The sequence below is a fragment of the Mesorhizobium sp. M0293 genome, assembly GCF_040321735.1.
Classification (GTDB): domain Bacteria; phylum Pseudomonadota; class Alphaproteobacteria; order Rhizobiales; family Rhizobiaceae; genus Mesorhizobium.
Map to the genome: position 1 here is coordinate 36,352 of NZ_JAMYSA010000034.1, position 16,486 is coordinate 52,837.

Here is a 16,486-nt window from a genome sequence, read left to right on the forward strand (position 1 = left end):
GCGGAGCCGAAGCTCCGCCCGATGGCAGTTAGCCAAGGGCCGCCATCTGGAGATCGGCCGCCTGCCGGTTGACGGTCTGGCCGGGGTTCTCGGTCTGGCGTTCGTAGGGCTTCCAGCTCTCGCCGACGATGTGCTCGTAGGCGGCAACGGCGCCCTCGGCGGCCATGCGCAGGGCATGTGCCTGAAGGCCCATTTCGGCGGCGAATTCGCGCTTGCGTTGGGCCTTGCTGTCGAAGCCGACCGGACCGTCAATGTCCTCGTCGCGGGTGTCATTGGCGAGCTTGGCCGTGGCATCCTTCGCCTCGGTGACGGCCTTCGAGTAGAACTGGCCTGCTCCAAAGGCGGAGCCGACATGGGACCCGACGATTCTTTGCAGGTGGATCTGCATGGCCTTTTCGGAAAGGCCCTCGGAGAGCGTATCGGCGCTTTCGATCAGACTGCGCTCATGGAATTCACGGATGCCGTCACTGTCGAGGATGGAGAGGCCGAAGCTTTCGGAAATGAGGGTGGCCTGGTGGCCATCCGGGCAGCAGAGCCGGACCATTTCGAGGGTTGTGCCCTTGCGGAGCTGGACGACGCGGGCCTTGGCCTTGGTGGAGCGGGTTGAACTGGACATTGAGCTTTCCTTTCTAGCGATGCCCTTCAGGTGTTCCGGCCCTTGCCGGTCTTTCCTGCGGGTGCGGTCAAAAGGAACCGGCAGAAGCTGGACGCTTCAGGGTCCGGAGCCTGCCAGGCGAGCGAGGTTGGCTTGCGGACAAGCGGGGTCAGTTCTTCACTGGCCCTGCGCGGGACGCGGGCCAGCCTTGCCGAGATCGGCGGGATCCGGCCGCCCCGCGGCGCGATAGCGGCCTTGAAGCGGACAGCCGCCGGTTCAGACCGCAGCAAACCCGCCGGGAAGACCGGCAAGGGATGAATTCGGATATCGGTATGCACGAGGAAATGCAGTGTTCAATTCCCGCGTCCACACGATCCGCCTGCCCGCCAGGCTGCGCGAGGGTCGACAGTGGTTTGAACGCCGGCTCCTGCTGGTATAGATGAGCTGCGCCGGTCCGCTGCTGCGGATCAACTCTTTGGCCTGCTCCCATGTCGGGCTGGCAGCGTAGCGTGTTCAACTCCGAAACGAGGGCAGCGATGACCGGTCACAACGACGACTACGTCTATGACGACGCAATAGGGGAATGGCGACCAGCGTCGGAGATGGCTGCCATTGCAGCTTCTGCCGGAAAAATTCAAGTGCGCGATGCCGCCGGCAATGTGCTCGCCGACGGCGACTCCGTCGTCCTCGTCAAGGACCTCAAGGTCAAGGGTGCCGGCCAGACCCTGAAGCAGGGGACCGTGATCAAGTCGATCCGGCTCACCGAAAATCGCGAAGAAATCGATTGCCGACATGATGCGATCAAGGGGCTGGTGTTGCGAACGGAGTTCGTCCGCAAGCGCTGATCAGACACCAGTATTAGGCACGCAGCAGGTCCTGCGCGATCCTGTCACGCAGTGCTGCGATTGCAGCGTCCTGCCTGGCCAGTTTGCGTGAGAGCGCATCGATTTCGTGCTGCCTTTCCTGTGTGATCGCGGCAAGGTTCGATCGATACCGTTCCAGAAAGGTCCTGGCATCAGCAGGGTTTCGGCGTCGGTGGCCGATACGCTGGAGTTTGAGCTGCGGAATGATCGCCGTCATCTGCCTCATGATCTGCCGGTCGATCATATCGAGCTGGCGCTGTGTGTGGCGCCGAGCCTCCTCCATGCGAAAGAGCTGTGCGCGGCGACCGGAGACGGACATTATGTCTCCCTCCCCTGCCAATCCATGAAGCTCGAGGGCCCGCCATAGACGCGGTGGCGCGCAACATCGATGACGAATCCAAAGCGGCCGACATGGTATTCGTCGGTCGCAACGAGAAAGCGACGTTCCTCCGTGCCCGGTCCGCGCCTGCCGCCAGGGGTCGCGATAACCTCGGTGAAACCGGGCTGGTGCCCGGAACGGATCGCCGACACCACGATCCAGTCATCGGTATGCTTTTCGAAAAATGCCCGCTCGTCCTTTTTCGCAGATTGGCCGGGTTCGAGCACCCTGCCGTGGATCGCCTCCCAGCCATCCGGGTACCAGTCGCGTATCGACTTTTCCGCACAATCGTTCTCGAAGTCCGTGAACAACTGGGGGAAGGCCTGGGCGACGGCCGCCCAATGGCAGTCCTCTTCATACCAGCCGCCATTGGCGCGGAGCATGTCATGGACTTTGCAATTTCGCTCCGCCGACAGATGGAACCCGCCATGGCCCGCAGTTGAGTGAGCCACAACGCCCTCGGCATAGACGGTCGCTCCCTGCGACCTCCCCCATGGCGTGTGGGAACGGGAGTGGATCTCGCGACGTCCGAGAGCCGCGCGCTGCTGCTGGTGAAGGGCGTTCTCCTCGACATGCCCGCGAAATGCCGCCTCGTCGGCAAGCTCACCGGCATGGCCGTAGAAATCGCTGCGCGTCCATTCGGTCATGGGCCGGCGGATACGCCAGCCCGTGACAAGATAGTGCCGGCCATCGCGGGCCGGAGCCATGGCGAAGGCGTGCTCACCGACAAGGGCAACGCAAAGCCCATCGGCGCTTCGGCCAAAAGTAACTTCCGGAGAACCGGGGGGTTCGACGACATGGGTTTCAGAAGTTCGCGCAGTCATGCTGCCGTCCTCCCCTCCACAGTTTCCGCCGCTACGGTGTCGGCCGTGGCTTGCTGCAACACGGCGTTCGGATAGCCGTAGCGGGTAAGCCATTCCTCGGCCGCCCTGCGATTGGCGGCAAGATGGACAAGCTCGGCATCGGCGCCGGCGCGGTCGAGCACCAGGACGGAGCCGATGGCGGGCCGCTCCTTGACCGAAAACTTCAGGTCGCTGTTCACCGAAAACGTCTGGTGGACGCGCAGCACAATGGTTCCCTGACTGCCATAGTCGCCCTTTTGCAGGGTGATCGAGGCGGGCAGCGTCGTACTGCCGATGCGGGCCTCGGCCTGTTTGCGGATCAGGCGACCGCCGCCGTTGCGATTTTCCCAGGCTGCGAGCTTCTTGCGATGCCGCTCTGGCGGGCGTGGGGATCCGTCGGAATAAGTCACGATGGATGCGAGTGGAACAAGGTCATAGATTAATTGGGCGGACATCGTTTTCTCCGTGGTGCTCATGGTGGAAACAGAACCGCCGCCGGTGATGTGCCGGCGGCGGAATGATCGTTCGAAGGGAAAGGTAAGGCGCAGCCGCCTACTCGGCGGCCACCTTGTAAGGCTCGATCTGTTCGTCAGTGAGGTCCTCGTCCTGCGCAGCGTCATCGTCGCCGACATGGTCATGTGCAGGATCGACGATCGCATCGCCGTCGAGCTCGTCCTGGTCCTCCGGCGTGCCGTCGTCAGGCTGTTCCCTGGCTTGGTTCTTCTTCAGCCAGGAGGTCAGCTTTTCCGGAGTGGGCGCAAACAGCGCCGACGGGTGGACGAAGCGGCCTTCCTTGAAATGCTCGACCAGGGCCGCACGGGTATCCTTGACCTTCTGACGGGGCAGGACGGATGTATCCGCGCAGGCACTTTCCAACGCCTGCCGCGACAGGCATGACAGGAAATCCTCCGTCCCCATGTTGGCTAAGAAGCTGTCGGCGGCGATGACGTCGCCGGCGACACGGGCGACAACGCCGCTGTCCGAGCGATTTTCCCTGCAGGACAGAACGTCGATCAGCAGGGAACGCACGGCGATGCGCAGCGTGTCCATGTCGAACGCGAGCTTGCCCTCTTGGTCGAACAGGCGCGCGGCATGCTCGCCGAGGCCTGCCGCCCCGTAATAGGAGATGTCGCGGGCACCAGATGCCACTGTCACATTCTGGCCGGCGAAGGCGAGAACGAGCAGCGCCATCAGCGTGTCGTCCTCGATCGGTGCGCGCGACAGCGCCTCGTGCAGTGCGTCGGTACGAAGGTCGCCGATCATCTCCATGCCTTTGCGCGTCACGTCCGGACGCGGCTTTGCCGTAACGACCATATCATCGCCATCGGCCTCGACATCAGCGCCATTCTTGTCCTTGGACTTTTTGACGGCCGGCATACGATACGCGACCGACTGCACCTTGCCGTCGCGGTCGAGATACATGGCGGTGTGATCGGATTTCGACGGCTTACCGTACAGACGCTCGGCCTTGGCCGGCAGCTTCGGCTCGCCCCACTGACCGGCTTCCACGATCACGCCACGCTTGGGCACAGCGTTTGCCATCCACTCCTGCTGGGCGCCAAGAAAGGCCTCGACATCCGTCGTGTAGCGGCTGTCCTCGTCGGCCGGAGCGAACAGGTCCTCGACCCAGGCAATGCCGTAGGCCTGGGCGAGATCGTCACCGAAGCTAGCGTCGCGCGCGTACATGCGGCGCTTCGTCAGGCCCTGCGCCACGCTCCACCACGACACCTGGGGATCAGCCTTGGAGGGCTTGTGCTTCTTCCAGACCTCCTTCTGTTCATCAAGCGAAGCCGAGGCGATGGTGCGCAACTGCTGCTCGTTGGGCATGTCGCCCTTAGCCATCTGCTCCAACATGGCCGGCAGAACGTTGGCCAGCAGGCGCAGCTTCCTGATCTGGCGGACGGGCAGCGCCAAAGCGACGGCGATCGCTTCCTCGGTCCAGCCGAGCGCGACCAGCCGCTCAATGGCGCGCCATTGGTCGACGGGATTGAGCTGCTCGTGAGCGAGCGTTTCCGCTAGCGAGCGCATGGCGCCGCCATCCTCGGCCCTCTCGATCACCAGCACGGCGATCTCTTCGAGACCGGCCGCGATCGCCTGCTTCACCCGACGATGGCCGGCATCGATGACGTAGCCATTGCCGCCATCGGTCTCCAGCGCGACGACAGGCGGCTGCACGATGCCGACGGCACGGATCGTAGCCAGCAGCAGCGCGTCGGCCTGCGGACTCGACTTCGAGCGTCGCGCCTTGTCAGGGTTATCCTTCAGCGCGCGCGGGTCGACAAACTTCAGTTCCATCGGGATGCTCCTTCAAGGGTTTTGCGGGACACCGCTGATCGCTGCGTCCTTCCTCGTCTTCTTCCTGAAGACATCCCCTGGCCCGCGGAGCGGGCGGGCCGGTGCACCTGCGGCCGAGCATCCCTGCCCGGCTGGCCGAGCGGGGCTAACAGCCCTGCGCAGGACGACGCGGCCGGGATCGCGAGCGGCGCGGTTGAGCGCCAGCGTCAGCGGCCCGCCCGATCTGCGAGCGGGTTTTATTCCTCCTAAGTTTTCCTTTCCTCAACCCTGCGACGTAGACCGGGGCATGGCGATAAGCAGAACGGTTCTCTGCCTTGGCGCGGCGGCTCCGTGGCGAAAGCTCACAGGGTTTTTGTTCTACGTTGGTTTTTCTGAAGAGAAACCCGGGTGCTAGCGAGGGAACCCGGCATTGTCCCATTTCGGGACCAAAGTACTGGCATTGCTCTTGCTTCGGACGTGGTGCCGGTTGATCCCGGTCCTGATCGCGAACTTTGATCAGGTCTAGGCTCGCCGGGCTTGAGGTGGTTGGGGTTTCTTCGCCCGGCGAGTTCCGCCACGCTAAGAACAAAGGCCGGCGCCCTCGCTGAAGCTTATCCGAATGGCGCCGGCCACGGGCGGGATTGGGATCCGCCGCGCCTTGACATAGCTGAGTCGTTACGTAGCGTCAGGTGGTGGCGGACACTTTGGTTTTCCGCTTCGCGGGTGCCTTCTTGGCTGGTGCGACGGGTTCAGCCTTGCGCCCAAGCCCGATGGACTTCGCCAGTTGCGAACGCTGAGCGGCGTAATTCGGAGCCGTCATCGGATAATCGCGCGGCAAGCCCCACTTCTCGCGATAAGCGTCCGGCGTCAGCCCGAAGTCCGTGCTCAGGTGACGCTTCAGGGATTTGAACTTCTTGCCGTCTTCGAGACAGATAATGAAGTCTGGCGTCACCGACTTCTTTGGGTTGACCGCGGGAGTTTGCGGCTCAACGACAGGCGCGATCGGCGTACCAAGCCCGGACAGAGACTTGTGCACGGATGCGATTAGTTCAGGCAGGCCGGTAGCCGGTACAGGGTTCTTACTTACGTAGGCGGACACAATCTCCGCAGTAAGCTCGGCTAGTTCGGCGGCGCGGTGGTCGGATTCTTCTGTCAATGTGTCGGTCCTTTTGTCTGATTTGTACCCATCTCTATTTGACCAATGTCCAGTACGCAACCGGGCCTGATCTATTCTAAGCCAATGATGGCATCTGGCTTTGCGGCGCAGGGCAAGAGCGACGCCGAAATTGATGCGTTCTTTTTGGCCGCGACTTTGCTTTAGACCAATAAAACTGACGGCCTATCAGCCATCTAATACTACAGTTGCGGATGCCGATGCCGTTTGTAGTGACAGATGGTGGCCGCAGCCTGATGTCGTCGTCGCCATAGCGACCAGGCAATGATGAAGGGCTTTTGTGTCGGTGGGAAGATGAGGATCCGGGCGAGGAGATAGCGGATCTCGGGGACGCTCGGGACGAGCGCAGCCATCCGGATCAGGCGGCGATTGGCTCCTTTGGACTCGTTTCGTTCGGTTTGCTCCATGCGCTGCGGCGAAGATCAGCCGATAGCTTCGACAGGAATGCCAGGGCGGCCATGCACAGGCTCATGTGGCGATGCCATCCGTGCCAGGACCGAGCCTCGCAATGATCAAGTCCGAGATCATCCTTAGCGCGCTCAAAGCACTCCTCGATCGCCCAGCGCAGGCCGGCCACTGCCGCCAATTCGGCCAAGGAGGAACCGGGCGGGGCGAAGACCAGGTAATAGGCTTTTTCTCCGGATGTCGATCGCTTGCGGCGGACGAGAAGCCAATGCTCGAAGCCGCCTTTTGACGTCCAAGGGCGGCGGATGCGTGCCCAGTCGTAGAGCCGAGGCCCTTTGGCGCCTTCACCTGCCGCATGACAGACCCAGTCGTCGGGCTCGAACTCGCTGGCCAGTTCCTCGGGCGAGGTTTCCTCAAACAGACGATCCCCTCCACGGCGCATGAAGTGAGCGCCTCGAACCGCCAAGACATAGGGCTGCTCGCGAGCTTCCAGCATCCGGCGAAGGCTGCTGTCCGCCCCGTAGACAGCGTCGCCCAGAACGTAAGCGCACGGGACGCCGGCATCGAGCGCCGCCTCGACCATGGCGCGCGCCATCTTTGGCTTGGTCGCGAACTCGACCGTCTCCGGGATCGACGCCTTGGCACATCGCGCCCGATCCTTTGTCCAGCTCTCCGGCAGATAAAGGCGACGATCGACCAGTGCTTGGCCGTAGCGGCTCGCGTAAGCCAAGAACACGCCGATCTGGCTGTTCTCGATCCGCCCCGCCGTTCCCGAGTACTGACGCGCGACACCGGCGGAACGATCGCCCTTCTTCACAAATCCCGTCTCGTCGACGATCAGGACGCCATCCTCATTGCCCAACGCCTCCACCACATAATCGCGAACCTCGTCTCGGAGCCGATCAGCGTCCCAGTGGCTGCGCCCCAACAGCGACTGCATCCGATAGGGCCGCTCCGCTCCGGATTGCTCAGCCATCAGCCAGGCTGTCTTGCGCTCAATGCCGGAAAGAAGGCCGTCAAGGAAATCGGCGCCCGTCTCCCGCAATTCACGACGAGGAAGCACCCGCCCAACCCGCGCCTTCAGCGCTGTGAGCTCCTGCTCCCAAGCCAACAACGACCCTGACCACGAAGCGACAGACATGGTTCCCTCCATAACCTGTCGAAGTGAATCAGAAAATCAAATGATCCGCAACTGTAGTACTAAGTGACGGACCTATTATGTGCCGATTAGCTAAAATAACGGAACGTCCAACGGACAAGTACGGAACCAAAGCGGTTACGTTAGACCTTTGCTTGCGTGGTGCAAGACTTTAGTCTTGCCGTCTTATGGTGAAGAACGGAAGTTGATCGGCACAGCATAGGGCCATCCCGCAACGGATCAATAGCAAACTGAACTTAGGCGGCTATGGTGTGAACGCGGAAGTCGGGTCAGATCCGCTTGAAGTCCTTAAGCCCTAGGCGTATCCGCTGGCTTTCCGCGAAGGCAAGGGCGAACGATTCCAGGTCGAATGACCGGGTAGGTTCTTCGCCGTCCCCAACAACACGGACGAACCACTCGCCCATGGCCTCGACTATCTCAACGGACGTGTGGTTTGCGCTGCCTTTGGTGTCGTCCATCGCAACTGCCTCGTCTCTGGATGGGGACAAGACGAACAATATGACTGCTCGATCTTTCAAGCGCTAAAAGGCCGGCGCCTGCTTTTGCGGGGGGCTCTGGCAGGCGCCAGCCGGACGGTCCAATCAGGTCCGCCGCGATGATCCAGTTAGCTGATTCTTGACGTAACGTCATGTGGTCTGGCTGGCCGGAGCCGAGCATGACAGAAACGCGGCATCCAACATGTTAAGCAGTTCAGCGCGCCTCCTGCATCGCCTGCACCCGAGCCACCTTGAACCTTTGCCGCCGGTCAATGCCTGAGACAATGAGCGGCAGCCTGTATCGAGCCGGCTATGCGGCTGCACGCGGATCCTGGCCATCAATCGAAGACGCAAGATCGTTTTCGATTTCCGCAAGCTGCCGGCGCTTCTCAGCCAGTTCACCAGAAAATCCGAACTCGCCACCCTGACGCGAGCGATAGGAGGTGAGCCTGAGCTCGGCATCCTCAAGACGCTGACGGTATTGTACCTGCTCGCCCTCGAAGCCGGCCAAGGCATGCTCGAGGCGAGAAATCGCACCAAGCGGCGTAGTGGTCACCGGCAGCTCGATTTCACAATCGGCGCCGGTGCGCATCAGCATGGTGGCATAGCGGTAACCGTCCTTGCCGAAACGCTCGCCCGAATATTCGAAATCGAAGCCGCCGATGGAGGCGATAGTGGTTTCGCCCTCCTGCTGAAGCTGCACGAGAGTCAGGATTTCCCTCATCAGCGCACGACCGGCGAGTTTGCGCTCCGTGAACGCCTCGCCCCCGACCACCATGCTGAACCCATCGCCGGTCGTCGGCACGAGGCGCTGCATATCCTTGCCGACCTCGCCGATGCGCCGGGTCGCGTATTCGATATCGCGCTCGGCATCGCGGATCTGCCGCCGAACGGCGTGCTCATCATCAATGTGGGCCGCGCGAAGGCGCTCCAGGCGGGCAATGTCTGCCTCCAGACCTGCCTTCTGCATCAGACGTGGATCGCCCGAGGCGATCGCCTTGGCCATAGCAAACTGGTTGGCCTGCCCCTCACCCATATCCTCCAACCGCCGAATGGACGTGTCTCCGGAGAGGGCGGCCGCGATGAACCTGGCCTTGCGCTCGTTGTTCTGCCACATCTGGGCGTCCATCGATCCTTCCGTGGCGTAGGCGAAGATATCGATGACATCGTGCTGGTTGCCCTGCCGCAGGATACGACCTTCGCGCTGCTCGATCTGGGAAGGAAGCCACGGTACGTCGAGATGATGCAGCGCCTTGAGGCGGAGCTGCGCGTTGACGCCGGTGCCCATCGTGTCGGAAGAGCCGATCAGGAACCGGATTTTTCCGGCCCGCACATCACCGAACAGGCGCTGCTTGGCCTCCGACTTCTTGAAATCCTGCATGAACGCAATCTCCGATGCCGGAACGCCCCTGCGGACCAACTCGTCCCTGATCCAGCGATAGGCCGAAAAGCCTCTGGTTTTCTCGACGCTGATCGTGCCGAGATCGGAAAAAATCATCTGCGCTGCGCCAGGAAGCTCGAACGGCTTGCCGTCGGCGCGGACATAGCTGCTTTGCGCTGTTTCTTGCCAGATACGGAAGGCATTGCCGATCAGATCGTTGAGCTTGTTGTCCGGCTCATTGTCATTGTCGGGATCAACCAGGCGCAGGTCGATAGCAGCGTGCCGGCCATCGGTGATAACCGACAGCAGGATGTCGTCACCAGCTTCTGCCGGACGGTCGCGTTCCTCGATGGCCTTGATGCGGGCGTCGAGCACCATCTGGTAGCGCTTGAAGGCGGCGGACGGCTTGGCGGTGATGATCTGACGTGCGCCGGTCGAAAGCGCCGGCACCTTCACATAGTCCCGAACGTCTTGCGGCATCACCACATCCGCGAAGGAGCGGAACATCGCAATCAGCTCCGGCACGTTGACGAAGGTGGCGAAGCGCGTCACCGGCTTGTATTTGCCGGATGGCTGCAATTCGAGTTCAGTCGTGACGTCGCCAAAGGTCGAAGCCCAGGCGTCGAACTCGTGCAGCCCGCGCTGAAGCAGCGCCTGGTAACCGAGATAGCGCTGCACCGAGAACATCTCGCCAAGCGTGTTGGTGATCGGTGTGCCCGAGGCCAGCACGAGCGCCCGGCCCGGATTCCTCGTCTCCACAAACCGGGATTTGACATAAAGGTCCCAGGCCCGCTGGGAGCCGTTCGGATCGACGCCCTTGAGCGTCGACATGTTGGTGGCGAAGCTGAGCTTCCTGAACTCCTGGGCTTCATCGACGATGACCTGGTCGACGCCGATCTCGGAGATGGTGAGCAGGTCGTCCTTGCGGGTCGCCAGCGCCTCCAGCCGTTCCTTGAGCCCCTCCTTCAGCCGCTCGAGACGCTTGCGCGAGACGCGGTCGTCGCTCTCGACCTTGGTCAGCAGCGTCTCGTAGAGTTCCAGTTCGTCGTGGATCATCTGTTGCTCGAATGCCGACGGCACGCCGATGAAGCGGAAGGCACTGTGGGTGATGATGATCGCGTCCCAAGCAGCGGTCGCCGCCCGTGACAGGAAGCGATGTCGCTTGGCTAAAGAAAAATTCGTCTCGTCGGCCACCAGGATTCGCGCGGTCGGATAGAGCGCCAGAAATTCGCGAGCCATCTGTGCAAGGCAATGGCTGGGAACGACCAACATGGCCTTGGCGATCAGGCCAAGCCGGCGCTGCTCCATGACGCCCGCGGCAATCGTCATGGTCTTGCCGGCGCCTACGGCATGGGCGAGGTAGGTCGAGCCGGCCGAGACGATGCGCCAGATGCCGCGCTTCTGGTGCCCATAAAGAGAAAAGGCGCCGGAGGCGCCTGGAAGTTGCAGGTGTTCCCCGTTGAATCTTCGGGGGGCGATGTTGTTGAAGCGGTCGTTATAGACCCGCGCCAGCCGATCCGTCCGGTCGGGATCGGACCAGATCCAGTTCTGGAAAGCGGTCTTGATCTTCTGCAGCTTTTCCTTGGCGGCTTCCGTATCCACAACATTGAGCACGCGCTTTTCAGCAGGGCCCTCCTTCACTATATCGAAGATCTGCGGCACCCGGCTGTTCAGCGCGTCGGCTATGAGCTCGCCGGCATGACGGCGATCGGTGCCCCATTCGGACGTGCCGACCGCCATCCATCCCAATTGCCGCGCTTCAACCGTCCACGATGCCAGCTCCGGCATATGATGGATCCTGATCTCGGCGCCCATGGTCTCCTTGACGAAGGCGGCAACATCGGCGGCGGGGATCCATGGTGCGCCAAGACGGGCGGTAATATCGGAAGGCCGGAGATCGGCCGGCTGAACCTCGACCAGGGCACGGACATTGCGCTCGAAGGCGGGGCCGAGTGTGGCAGCGGCTTTTGCGGTGTTGAGCTTGTCGCGGACCTGGCCGGAGAGATAGGCGTCGGCCGTTTGCCAGGAACCGGTCTCGGGATCGCGGTAGATGGCGTTGCCAAGTTCGGCGATGACTGCTTCGGCATCGGCGTGCAGCAGCTCGGCGATGTGATCGACGTCGACATGGCCGCGTTCGTTGAGGACGACGGCAAGCGCATCGGCAGCACTTGTGATGATGGGTGCTGCGGGCGGCGCGATGACGCGCTCGCTGAAAATCGGACCCGGCCGCGCGGTATTGGTTTCGAGATCGTAATCCTCGATAGAAGCCACCAGCCAGCAATCAGGATCGTCGGCAAAAGGCTGCAGGTTCGGCCGGCGATGCGCCTCGCGGACCTCGCCGGTCTCGGCGTCCTCGGTGGTTGAAACGACGGTCGTGTTGATGGGGCCGAAGGCGCGCACAAAATTCGACCAGGCGATGCGCAGCTTGACTTGGGCCGGCTTCCAGGGCCGGTCGAACTCCTGGGCCTTCAGGACTTCACGCACGGCATCACGGATGGGGATCAATTTGCGGATGATACGCGCGTGCTTTTCCGGCACGCCTTCGCTCGCCCGGCCGTTGCGCACGGTGATGGTGACGGCAGCACCGTCGATCATCTGCGCCAGGGCGGCATTTTTCGCGACAAAGAAACTGCCCTCGCGCACGCCGGCGCCTTCCGGCAAGGCATCCACGACATCGTCGCTGTCCTCGGCGTCATGATCAATCTCGTCCGGCTCGCCGTTGTAAATGGCTTCCGGAAGGAGCGAGATCGCAGCGGTGAGCGCCCGCTGCAGATCGACACCGGGATGAGGCAGGCAGGAATAGGCCTCGCCGTAAGGCCCCGAGATCGAGGCATGCGTGCCGAGCACGAAATCCGGGTGGCGCGCGAACCATCGGTTGACGCGGATCGCGCCCTCATCTGCGGTCGCGGCCCGAACTTCTTCGGTGTCGAGCCATGACAGGTCGCCCTCTGGCTCGCCGATCTTACGCTTGCGGAAGAACACGATGTCGACCGCGACATCCGTGCCGGCGTCGGTCCGGAAACTGCCCTGGGGCAGGCGGATCGCGGCGATCAGGTCCGCGGTCTTCGCGATATGCTCGCGCGCGGTGCTGTCGGCCTTATCAAAAGTGCCGCAGCTGGTCACAAAGGCGGCGAATGCCCCCGGCTTCAACAGGTCGACGGAGCGCGCGATAAAATAGTCATGCAGCCGCAATGCCATCGACCGATACGCCCGATCGGAGCGCACGGTTCGATCCGAAAACGGCGGATTGCCGATGGCGAGGTCGAAGCTCGCCGGCAGATCGGTGCGGGCGAAATCGCCGGCTATGATCCGCGCTTGCGGCTGCAACAGCCGCGCGATGCGCGCGGTGACGGGATCGAGTTCAATCCCGGTGACGTGGGAGACGCCGCGCAGGGACTGGGGCATCAGCACCGGAAATAGGCCGGTTCCGACGCCTGGTTCAAGAACCCGACCGCCGCGCCATCCGAGACGCTGGAGACCTGACCAGATCGCCCGGATGATGAACTCAGGCGTGAAGTGGGCATATTGGGTGCAGCGTGCGAGCGAGGCATAGTCGATCTCGCCGACGGCATCTTCCAGGTCCGAGCCGATCTCGTTCCAGCCCTTACGGAATTCGGGCTCGCCGGGGCGGCGGAAGACACCATTGGCAAGGTCGGACGCGCCAAAGCCGGTGAACCGGATCAGCCGCTCCTGCTCCTCACGCGGGGCAGGACGATTGTCGGCCCCGAACTCGGCGGCGAGCCGGATCGAGGCGATGTTGTCGCGGGCCCGATCCTTCCAGCCACGGGCCAGCCCACGATCGCCGGCAAGATGAAAGTTCAGTCCATGAACCCGTCGAGGCTTCGACATCGGTTGCCTGGCTGCAACCGCCGGCGTGACCGGCCAAGGCGCGGAGGAATCGGGATCATCTTCATCGCCCGGCCGGAAGTCAGCCGCGAAGGCCGTGACGCCAAGGCCAAGTCCGGACGAAATGGCCGTGCTGCCGAACAGGTCGATGGTAAAGGGGTCGTCATGAGCCATGGAAAATCTCCTTGGATTTGAGGGCGAGCACGATCGCGCGGACGGCGTTGGCGACCGCGTGAAAGGGCTGGCAGGTTTGCTGGGGGTTAGCGGGCGATCAGGGACAGCGAGACTTCGGTCTCGGTGAGCTGCACGTTGAGATGCGTGCAGCGAAGGTTGCGATCGAACAGCGGGATCAGTTGCTCGGCGTCGATGAATTCGATGCCGTCGTCACCGCCGAAATGGCGCTGCTTGTAGTGAAACCAGTCGGGGTTGCCGATCGGGTGGCATTCTTCGGAATAGCAAATGAGCGCCTTCTGGCCTTCGGCCAGCTTGCCGTTCGAAAGCACATACACGCCCTCGTCACCAACCAGCCAGAGGCCGGGGATCTCGCCCTGGCCGGGCTTGAGGCCATAATAGGGATTGCGAAAACCCCCGTTGTTGGCGGCATCGGTTTTTCCGCGCTCGATGACCTTGCGGACGGCAAGAATGGGAAAAGTGAACATCGCTTCCCCCTCACGCGGCAACGGCGGCGGGAAGGTGGCGCAGATGCACCGGCAGCTTCGCCGCGATCTCATCATCGGTGAGCTCGTCGAGCAGCTTCGGCATGGCGCCCTGCCGGCCGCCATAGCAGAGCACCGTGCGCTTGCCGCGATGCTCCGGCAGCCAGCGGTCCCCGGCATAGCCGCGGTACTCGTCGTGCGTGGCGCTCCAGATATGCTCGAGCCGCTCTTCGCGCGTCATCGCCTTCACCGGCCAGGACTCGCGCTCGACGATGGCATCGCGCATTTCGGCAGCCGATCGTGCGACATTCAGGTCGCAATAGGCATGATAGTAACGCGTTCTGCCGTCGATGCGCAGCGTGTAGAAGACGCTGGTAATGCTATCGGTAAGGAACTCGCGCAGCGCGAACATCTCGCCTCGCATCCAGAGCGGTGGCAGGATCTCCAGCATGTAGTCGTGCTCGCCGCGGCCTACTCCAAACCACTCCCCGCTATAAAGAGATCCGGCATCGACGTGATCTCGTTCCGGGCGCTGCGCATGGCGATCGAACATGCGAAACATCTGCCGGCGGTCGGCGATGCCCTGGTAGACTTTGCGATTGGGAAAAAAGGGGTTCATTTGCGGGCTCCTTCAGCCTCGTCGGGCCTGAGCGCGCAGCACCCCCGTGGATGCCCATCATCTTCAGCCCTTCATGACCCCTCCCCTGCGGCCGCCTCTCCGTCCGGGCGGGTCAAGGGCCGGCGCAGCCGGGCGAAGCTTCACCCTTGCACGCGACCGGCGGGCATGCGGCAGCCGGGTTTCCTTTTCTTTTCTCCCTTTCCTTGTTGCCCTCCCCAATTTGGCGGTGCGAACCGGCTGTCATGGCAACGTGCGCACCCTTTCGAGCGGACATGACAACGGCCGGCGATCTTCAATTCTGCGCTGCGGTTGAGTGATCGGCGCCATCAGGCGGATGCCGCGTCCTGCAGCATCGCGTTCCAGTCTTCGGCGCGCGGCTTCAGCCGCTCAAAGTCACAGACGACCTCGCCGGCAAGCTCACGCAGCCTCGACACGAATGCCTCGCCCTGGGGGTTGGCGTCGGTGGCCGCTACAAGCCGCCTGTTCGGCCTTCCTCCCAACAGGCGAAGAGCCGTGTCCGTCGCCGGCGACCAGCCGCCGCCGGTGCTGGCATAGAGCGTATCGCGCCGGATCCGTTCGATCGCGGCCAGGCTCATGGCGTCGATGGCCGCTTCGCTGACGCAGATGCGGGTGGCTGTCGCGGACCCCAACCGGAACAACACCTTGCCGCCCCCGGCGGCAAAGCCACGCCATTGCGGTCCGCGCTCCTCCCAGCCGGTGACGAGACCGGCCGCGTCGCTGTGGGCGGCCCACATGCTGCCGCGCGGGCCTTCCCTCAGAACGTTCTGAGCGATCGCAGTCGCAATGACCTGTTCGGGAATGTGCCGCTCATCGCGCAGATAGCGCCAGGTCGCCGATCCGCGCCACGGCTTGCGTCGGGCCGCCCATCGCTTCGGAACTGACTGGTCGGGTTCGGTCCCCCGAGACTGTCGTTTCCATTCCGGCTCGCTCGGCACGAACCCCGCAAGCGAGGCTACCTGCAAGAGGGCTTCCAGGAAATCGCCGCCATCCAGATGCTGCACCAGCGAATAGACATCGCCCTTTCGATCCGACAACGGGTCGAACCATCCCTTGCCGTCATGGATGACGATGATGATATCGTCGCCACGACGGTATTTGACCGCTTTGCGCGTGCTTTCCTTGAGGTCGACCGTAAAGCCGCTGGTCTCCAGCACCGCGGCACAGCCGACCCGGCCGCGCAGCGCTTCTATATCCGTCTTTTCCATTCTTCTCTCCCGAGAGCCTTCCGGCCGGCCTTTCTTCAAGTCAATTTGTTCCGCACTACTGGCGGAACACTCCCCAACCGCCGCGAAGAGCAAAGGGCGCAAGGGCGCGGCTTTCGCCGCGGCGCAGCCTCCCTTGCGGCCTGCCGCTCGCAAGCGGCACGCCGTGGCATAGAGGCCGGTTCAATGAACCGGCCGGCCTCCTGTGTATGGACAGTATTCGGCAATCGCCTCGACCTCGTCGCCGTCGAGGTCTTCGGCAGGGAGAACGCCGTACTCGTTGTCATTGACCCTGAACAGGATGACCGGCGTCATCAGGGTGCGAGCGAGGTTCCAGGCGTGGCTCTGAGCGAGGCTGAGTTCGTGCGACATTTGTTTGGCTCCCGTGTTCGCGGGGACCATTCCCCGCTCGACAGGCGCCCGTCGGGTCCAGTCGGGACCGCGATCATCGCGATGGCGAAGCCTTGAGCGACGGCACGCTTGCGTAGTCCGACCCCGAAGCGGGTTGATCGGCAAGGTCCGGGCTGGAACAAGGGAATTAAGCCGAAAGAGCGGGAAATGGGCCCCGCACAGGAGCCAAGTCACTCGCCACGA

General features: G+C 62.8%; 14 protein-coding genes. 1 reads left to right on the forward strand and 13 read right to left on the reverse strand.

The annotated features are described in order from the left end of the window. Positions 1 to 28: 28 nt before the first annotated feature. Positions 29 to 616: a hypothetical protein gene (locus NKJ06_RS15135; RefSeq protein WP_352726782.1), complete on the reverse strand. Its 588-nt coding sequence runs from the start codon at positions 614 to 616 to the stop codon at positions 29 to 31. 515 nt (positions 617 to 1,131) lie between these two features. On the opposite strand from NKJ06_RS15135, the gene NKJ06_RS15140 reads away from it, so the two are divergent. Next, complete coding sequence (locus NKJ06_RS15140) at positions 1,132 to 1,440, forward strand: alkylphosphonate utilization protein (RefSeq protein ID WP_352810102.1); 309 nt, start codon at positions 1,132 to 1,134, stop codon at positions 1,438 to 1,440. 13 nt (positions 1,441 to 1,453) lie between these two features. Here NKJ06_RS15140 and NKJ06_RS15145 read toward each other — a convergent pair whose 3' ends face one another. The 12 genes from NKJ06_RS15145 to NKJ06_RS15200 form a co-directional block, all read right to left on the reverse strand. Beyond that, positions 1,454 to 1,777 carry a hypothetical protein gene (locus tag NKJ06_RS15145; RefSeq protein ID WP_352810104.1) on the reverse strand — a complete coding sequence of 108 codons (324 nt, stop codon included), beginning with the start codon at positions 1,775 to 1,777 and terminating at the stop codon, positions 1,454 to 1,456. Further along, positions 1,777 to 2,661: a DUF7007 domain-containing protein gene (locus tag NKJ06_RS15150; RefSeq protein ID WP_352810106.1), complete on the reverse strand. Its 885-nt coding sequence runs from the start codon at positions 2,659 to 2,661 to the stop codon at positions 1,777 to 1,779. Before NKJ06_RS15150 ends, NKJ06_RS15145 begins: the two co-directional genes overlap by 1 nt. After that, positions 2,658 to 3,134 (reverse strand): UCP036055 family protein, encoded by a 477-nt coding sequence (locus NKJ06_RS15155; protein WP_352785158.1) that lies wholly within the window; start codon positions 3,132 to 3,134, stop codon positions 2,658 to 2,660. The genes NKJ06_RS15150 and NKJ06_RS15155 overlap by 4 nt, the downstream gene beginning before the upstream one ends. A 97-nt stretch (positions 3,135 to 3,231) precedes the next feature. Then, the gene (locus NKJ06_RS15160) at positions 3,232 to 4,974 is read right to left on the reverse strand and encodes a ParB N-terminal domain-containing protein (protein WP_352785161.1); all 1,743 of its coding nucleotides are present in this window, start codon (positions 4,972 to 4,974) and stop codon (positions 3,232 to 3,234) included. 664 nt (positions 4,975 to 5,638) lie between these two features. Then, positions 5,639 to 6,109, reverse strand: coding sequence for a Ros/MucR family transcriptional regulator (locus NKJ06_RS15165; protein ID WP_352785164.1), 471 nt, complete (start codon positions 6,107 to 6,109; stop codon positions 5,639 to 5,641). Positions 6,110 to 6,485: 376 nt separating this feature from the next. Then, positions 6,486 to 7,673, reverse strand: coding sequence for an IS701 family transposase (locus NKJ06_RS15170; protein ID WP_352810108.1), 1,188 nt, complete (start codon positions 7,671 to 7,673; stop codon positions 6,486 to 6,488). Positions 7,674 to 7,960: 287 nt separating this feature from the next. Beyond that, positions 7,961 to 8,149 carry a hypothetical protein gene (locus tag NKJ06_RS15175; RefSeq protein WP_352810110.1) on the reverse strand — a complete coding sequence of 63 codons (189 nt, stop codon included), beginning with the start codon at positions 8,147 to 8,149 and terminating at the stop codon, positions 7,961 to 7,963. 328 nt (positions 8,150 to 8,477) lie between these two features. After that, positions 8,478 to 13,568 (reverse strand): helicase-like domain-containing protein, encoded by a 5,091-nt coding sequence (locus tag NKJ06_RS15180; RefSeq protein WP_352810112.1) that lies wholly within the window; start codon positions 13,566 to 13,568, stop codon positions 8,478 to 8,480. An 86-nt stretch (positions 13,569 to 13,654) separates the two neighbouring features. Then, complete coding sequence (locus NKJ06_RS15185) at positions 13,655 to 14,053, reverse strand: DUF3085 domain-containing protein (RefSeq protein WP_352740252.1); 399 nt, start codon at positions 14,051 to 14,053, stop codon at positions 13,655 to 13,657. A 10-nt stretch (positions 14,054 to 14,063) separates the two neighbouring features. Continuing rightward, a complete protein-coding gene (locus tag NKJ06_RS15190; RefSeq protein WP_352810114.1) occupies positions 14,064 to 14,669 on the reverse strand; it encodes a DUF1419 domain-containing protein in 606 nt (201 codons plus the stop codon). A 326-nt stretch (positions 14,670 to 14,995) separates the two neighbouring features. After that, positions 14,996 to 15,895 carry a DUF3991 and toprim domain-containing protein gene (locus tag NKJ06_RS15195; RefSeq protein WP_352810116.1) on the reverse strand — a complete coding sequence of 300 codons (900 nt, stop codon included), beginning with the start codon at positions 15,893 to 15,895 and terminating at the stop codon, positions 14,996 to 14,998. A 180-nt stretch (positions 15,896 to 16,075) separates the two neighbouring features. Next, positions 16,076 to 16,264, reverse strand: coding sequence for a hypothetical protein (locus NKJ06_RS15200; RefSeq protein ID WP_352632958.1), 189 nt, complete (start codon positions 16,262 to 16,264; stop codon positions 16,076 to 16,078). Positions 16,265 to 16,486: the final 222 nt, after the last annotated feature.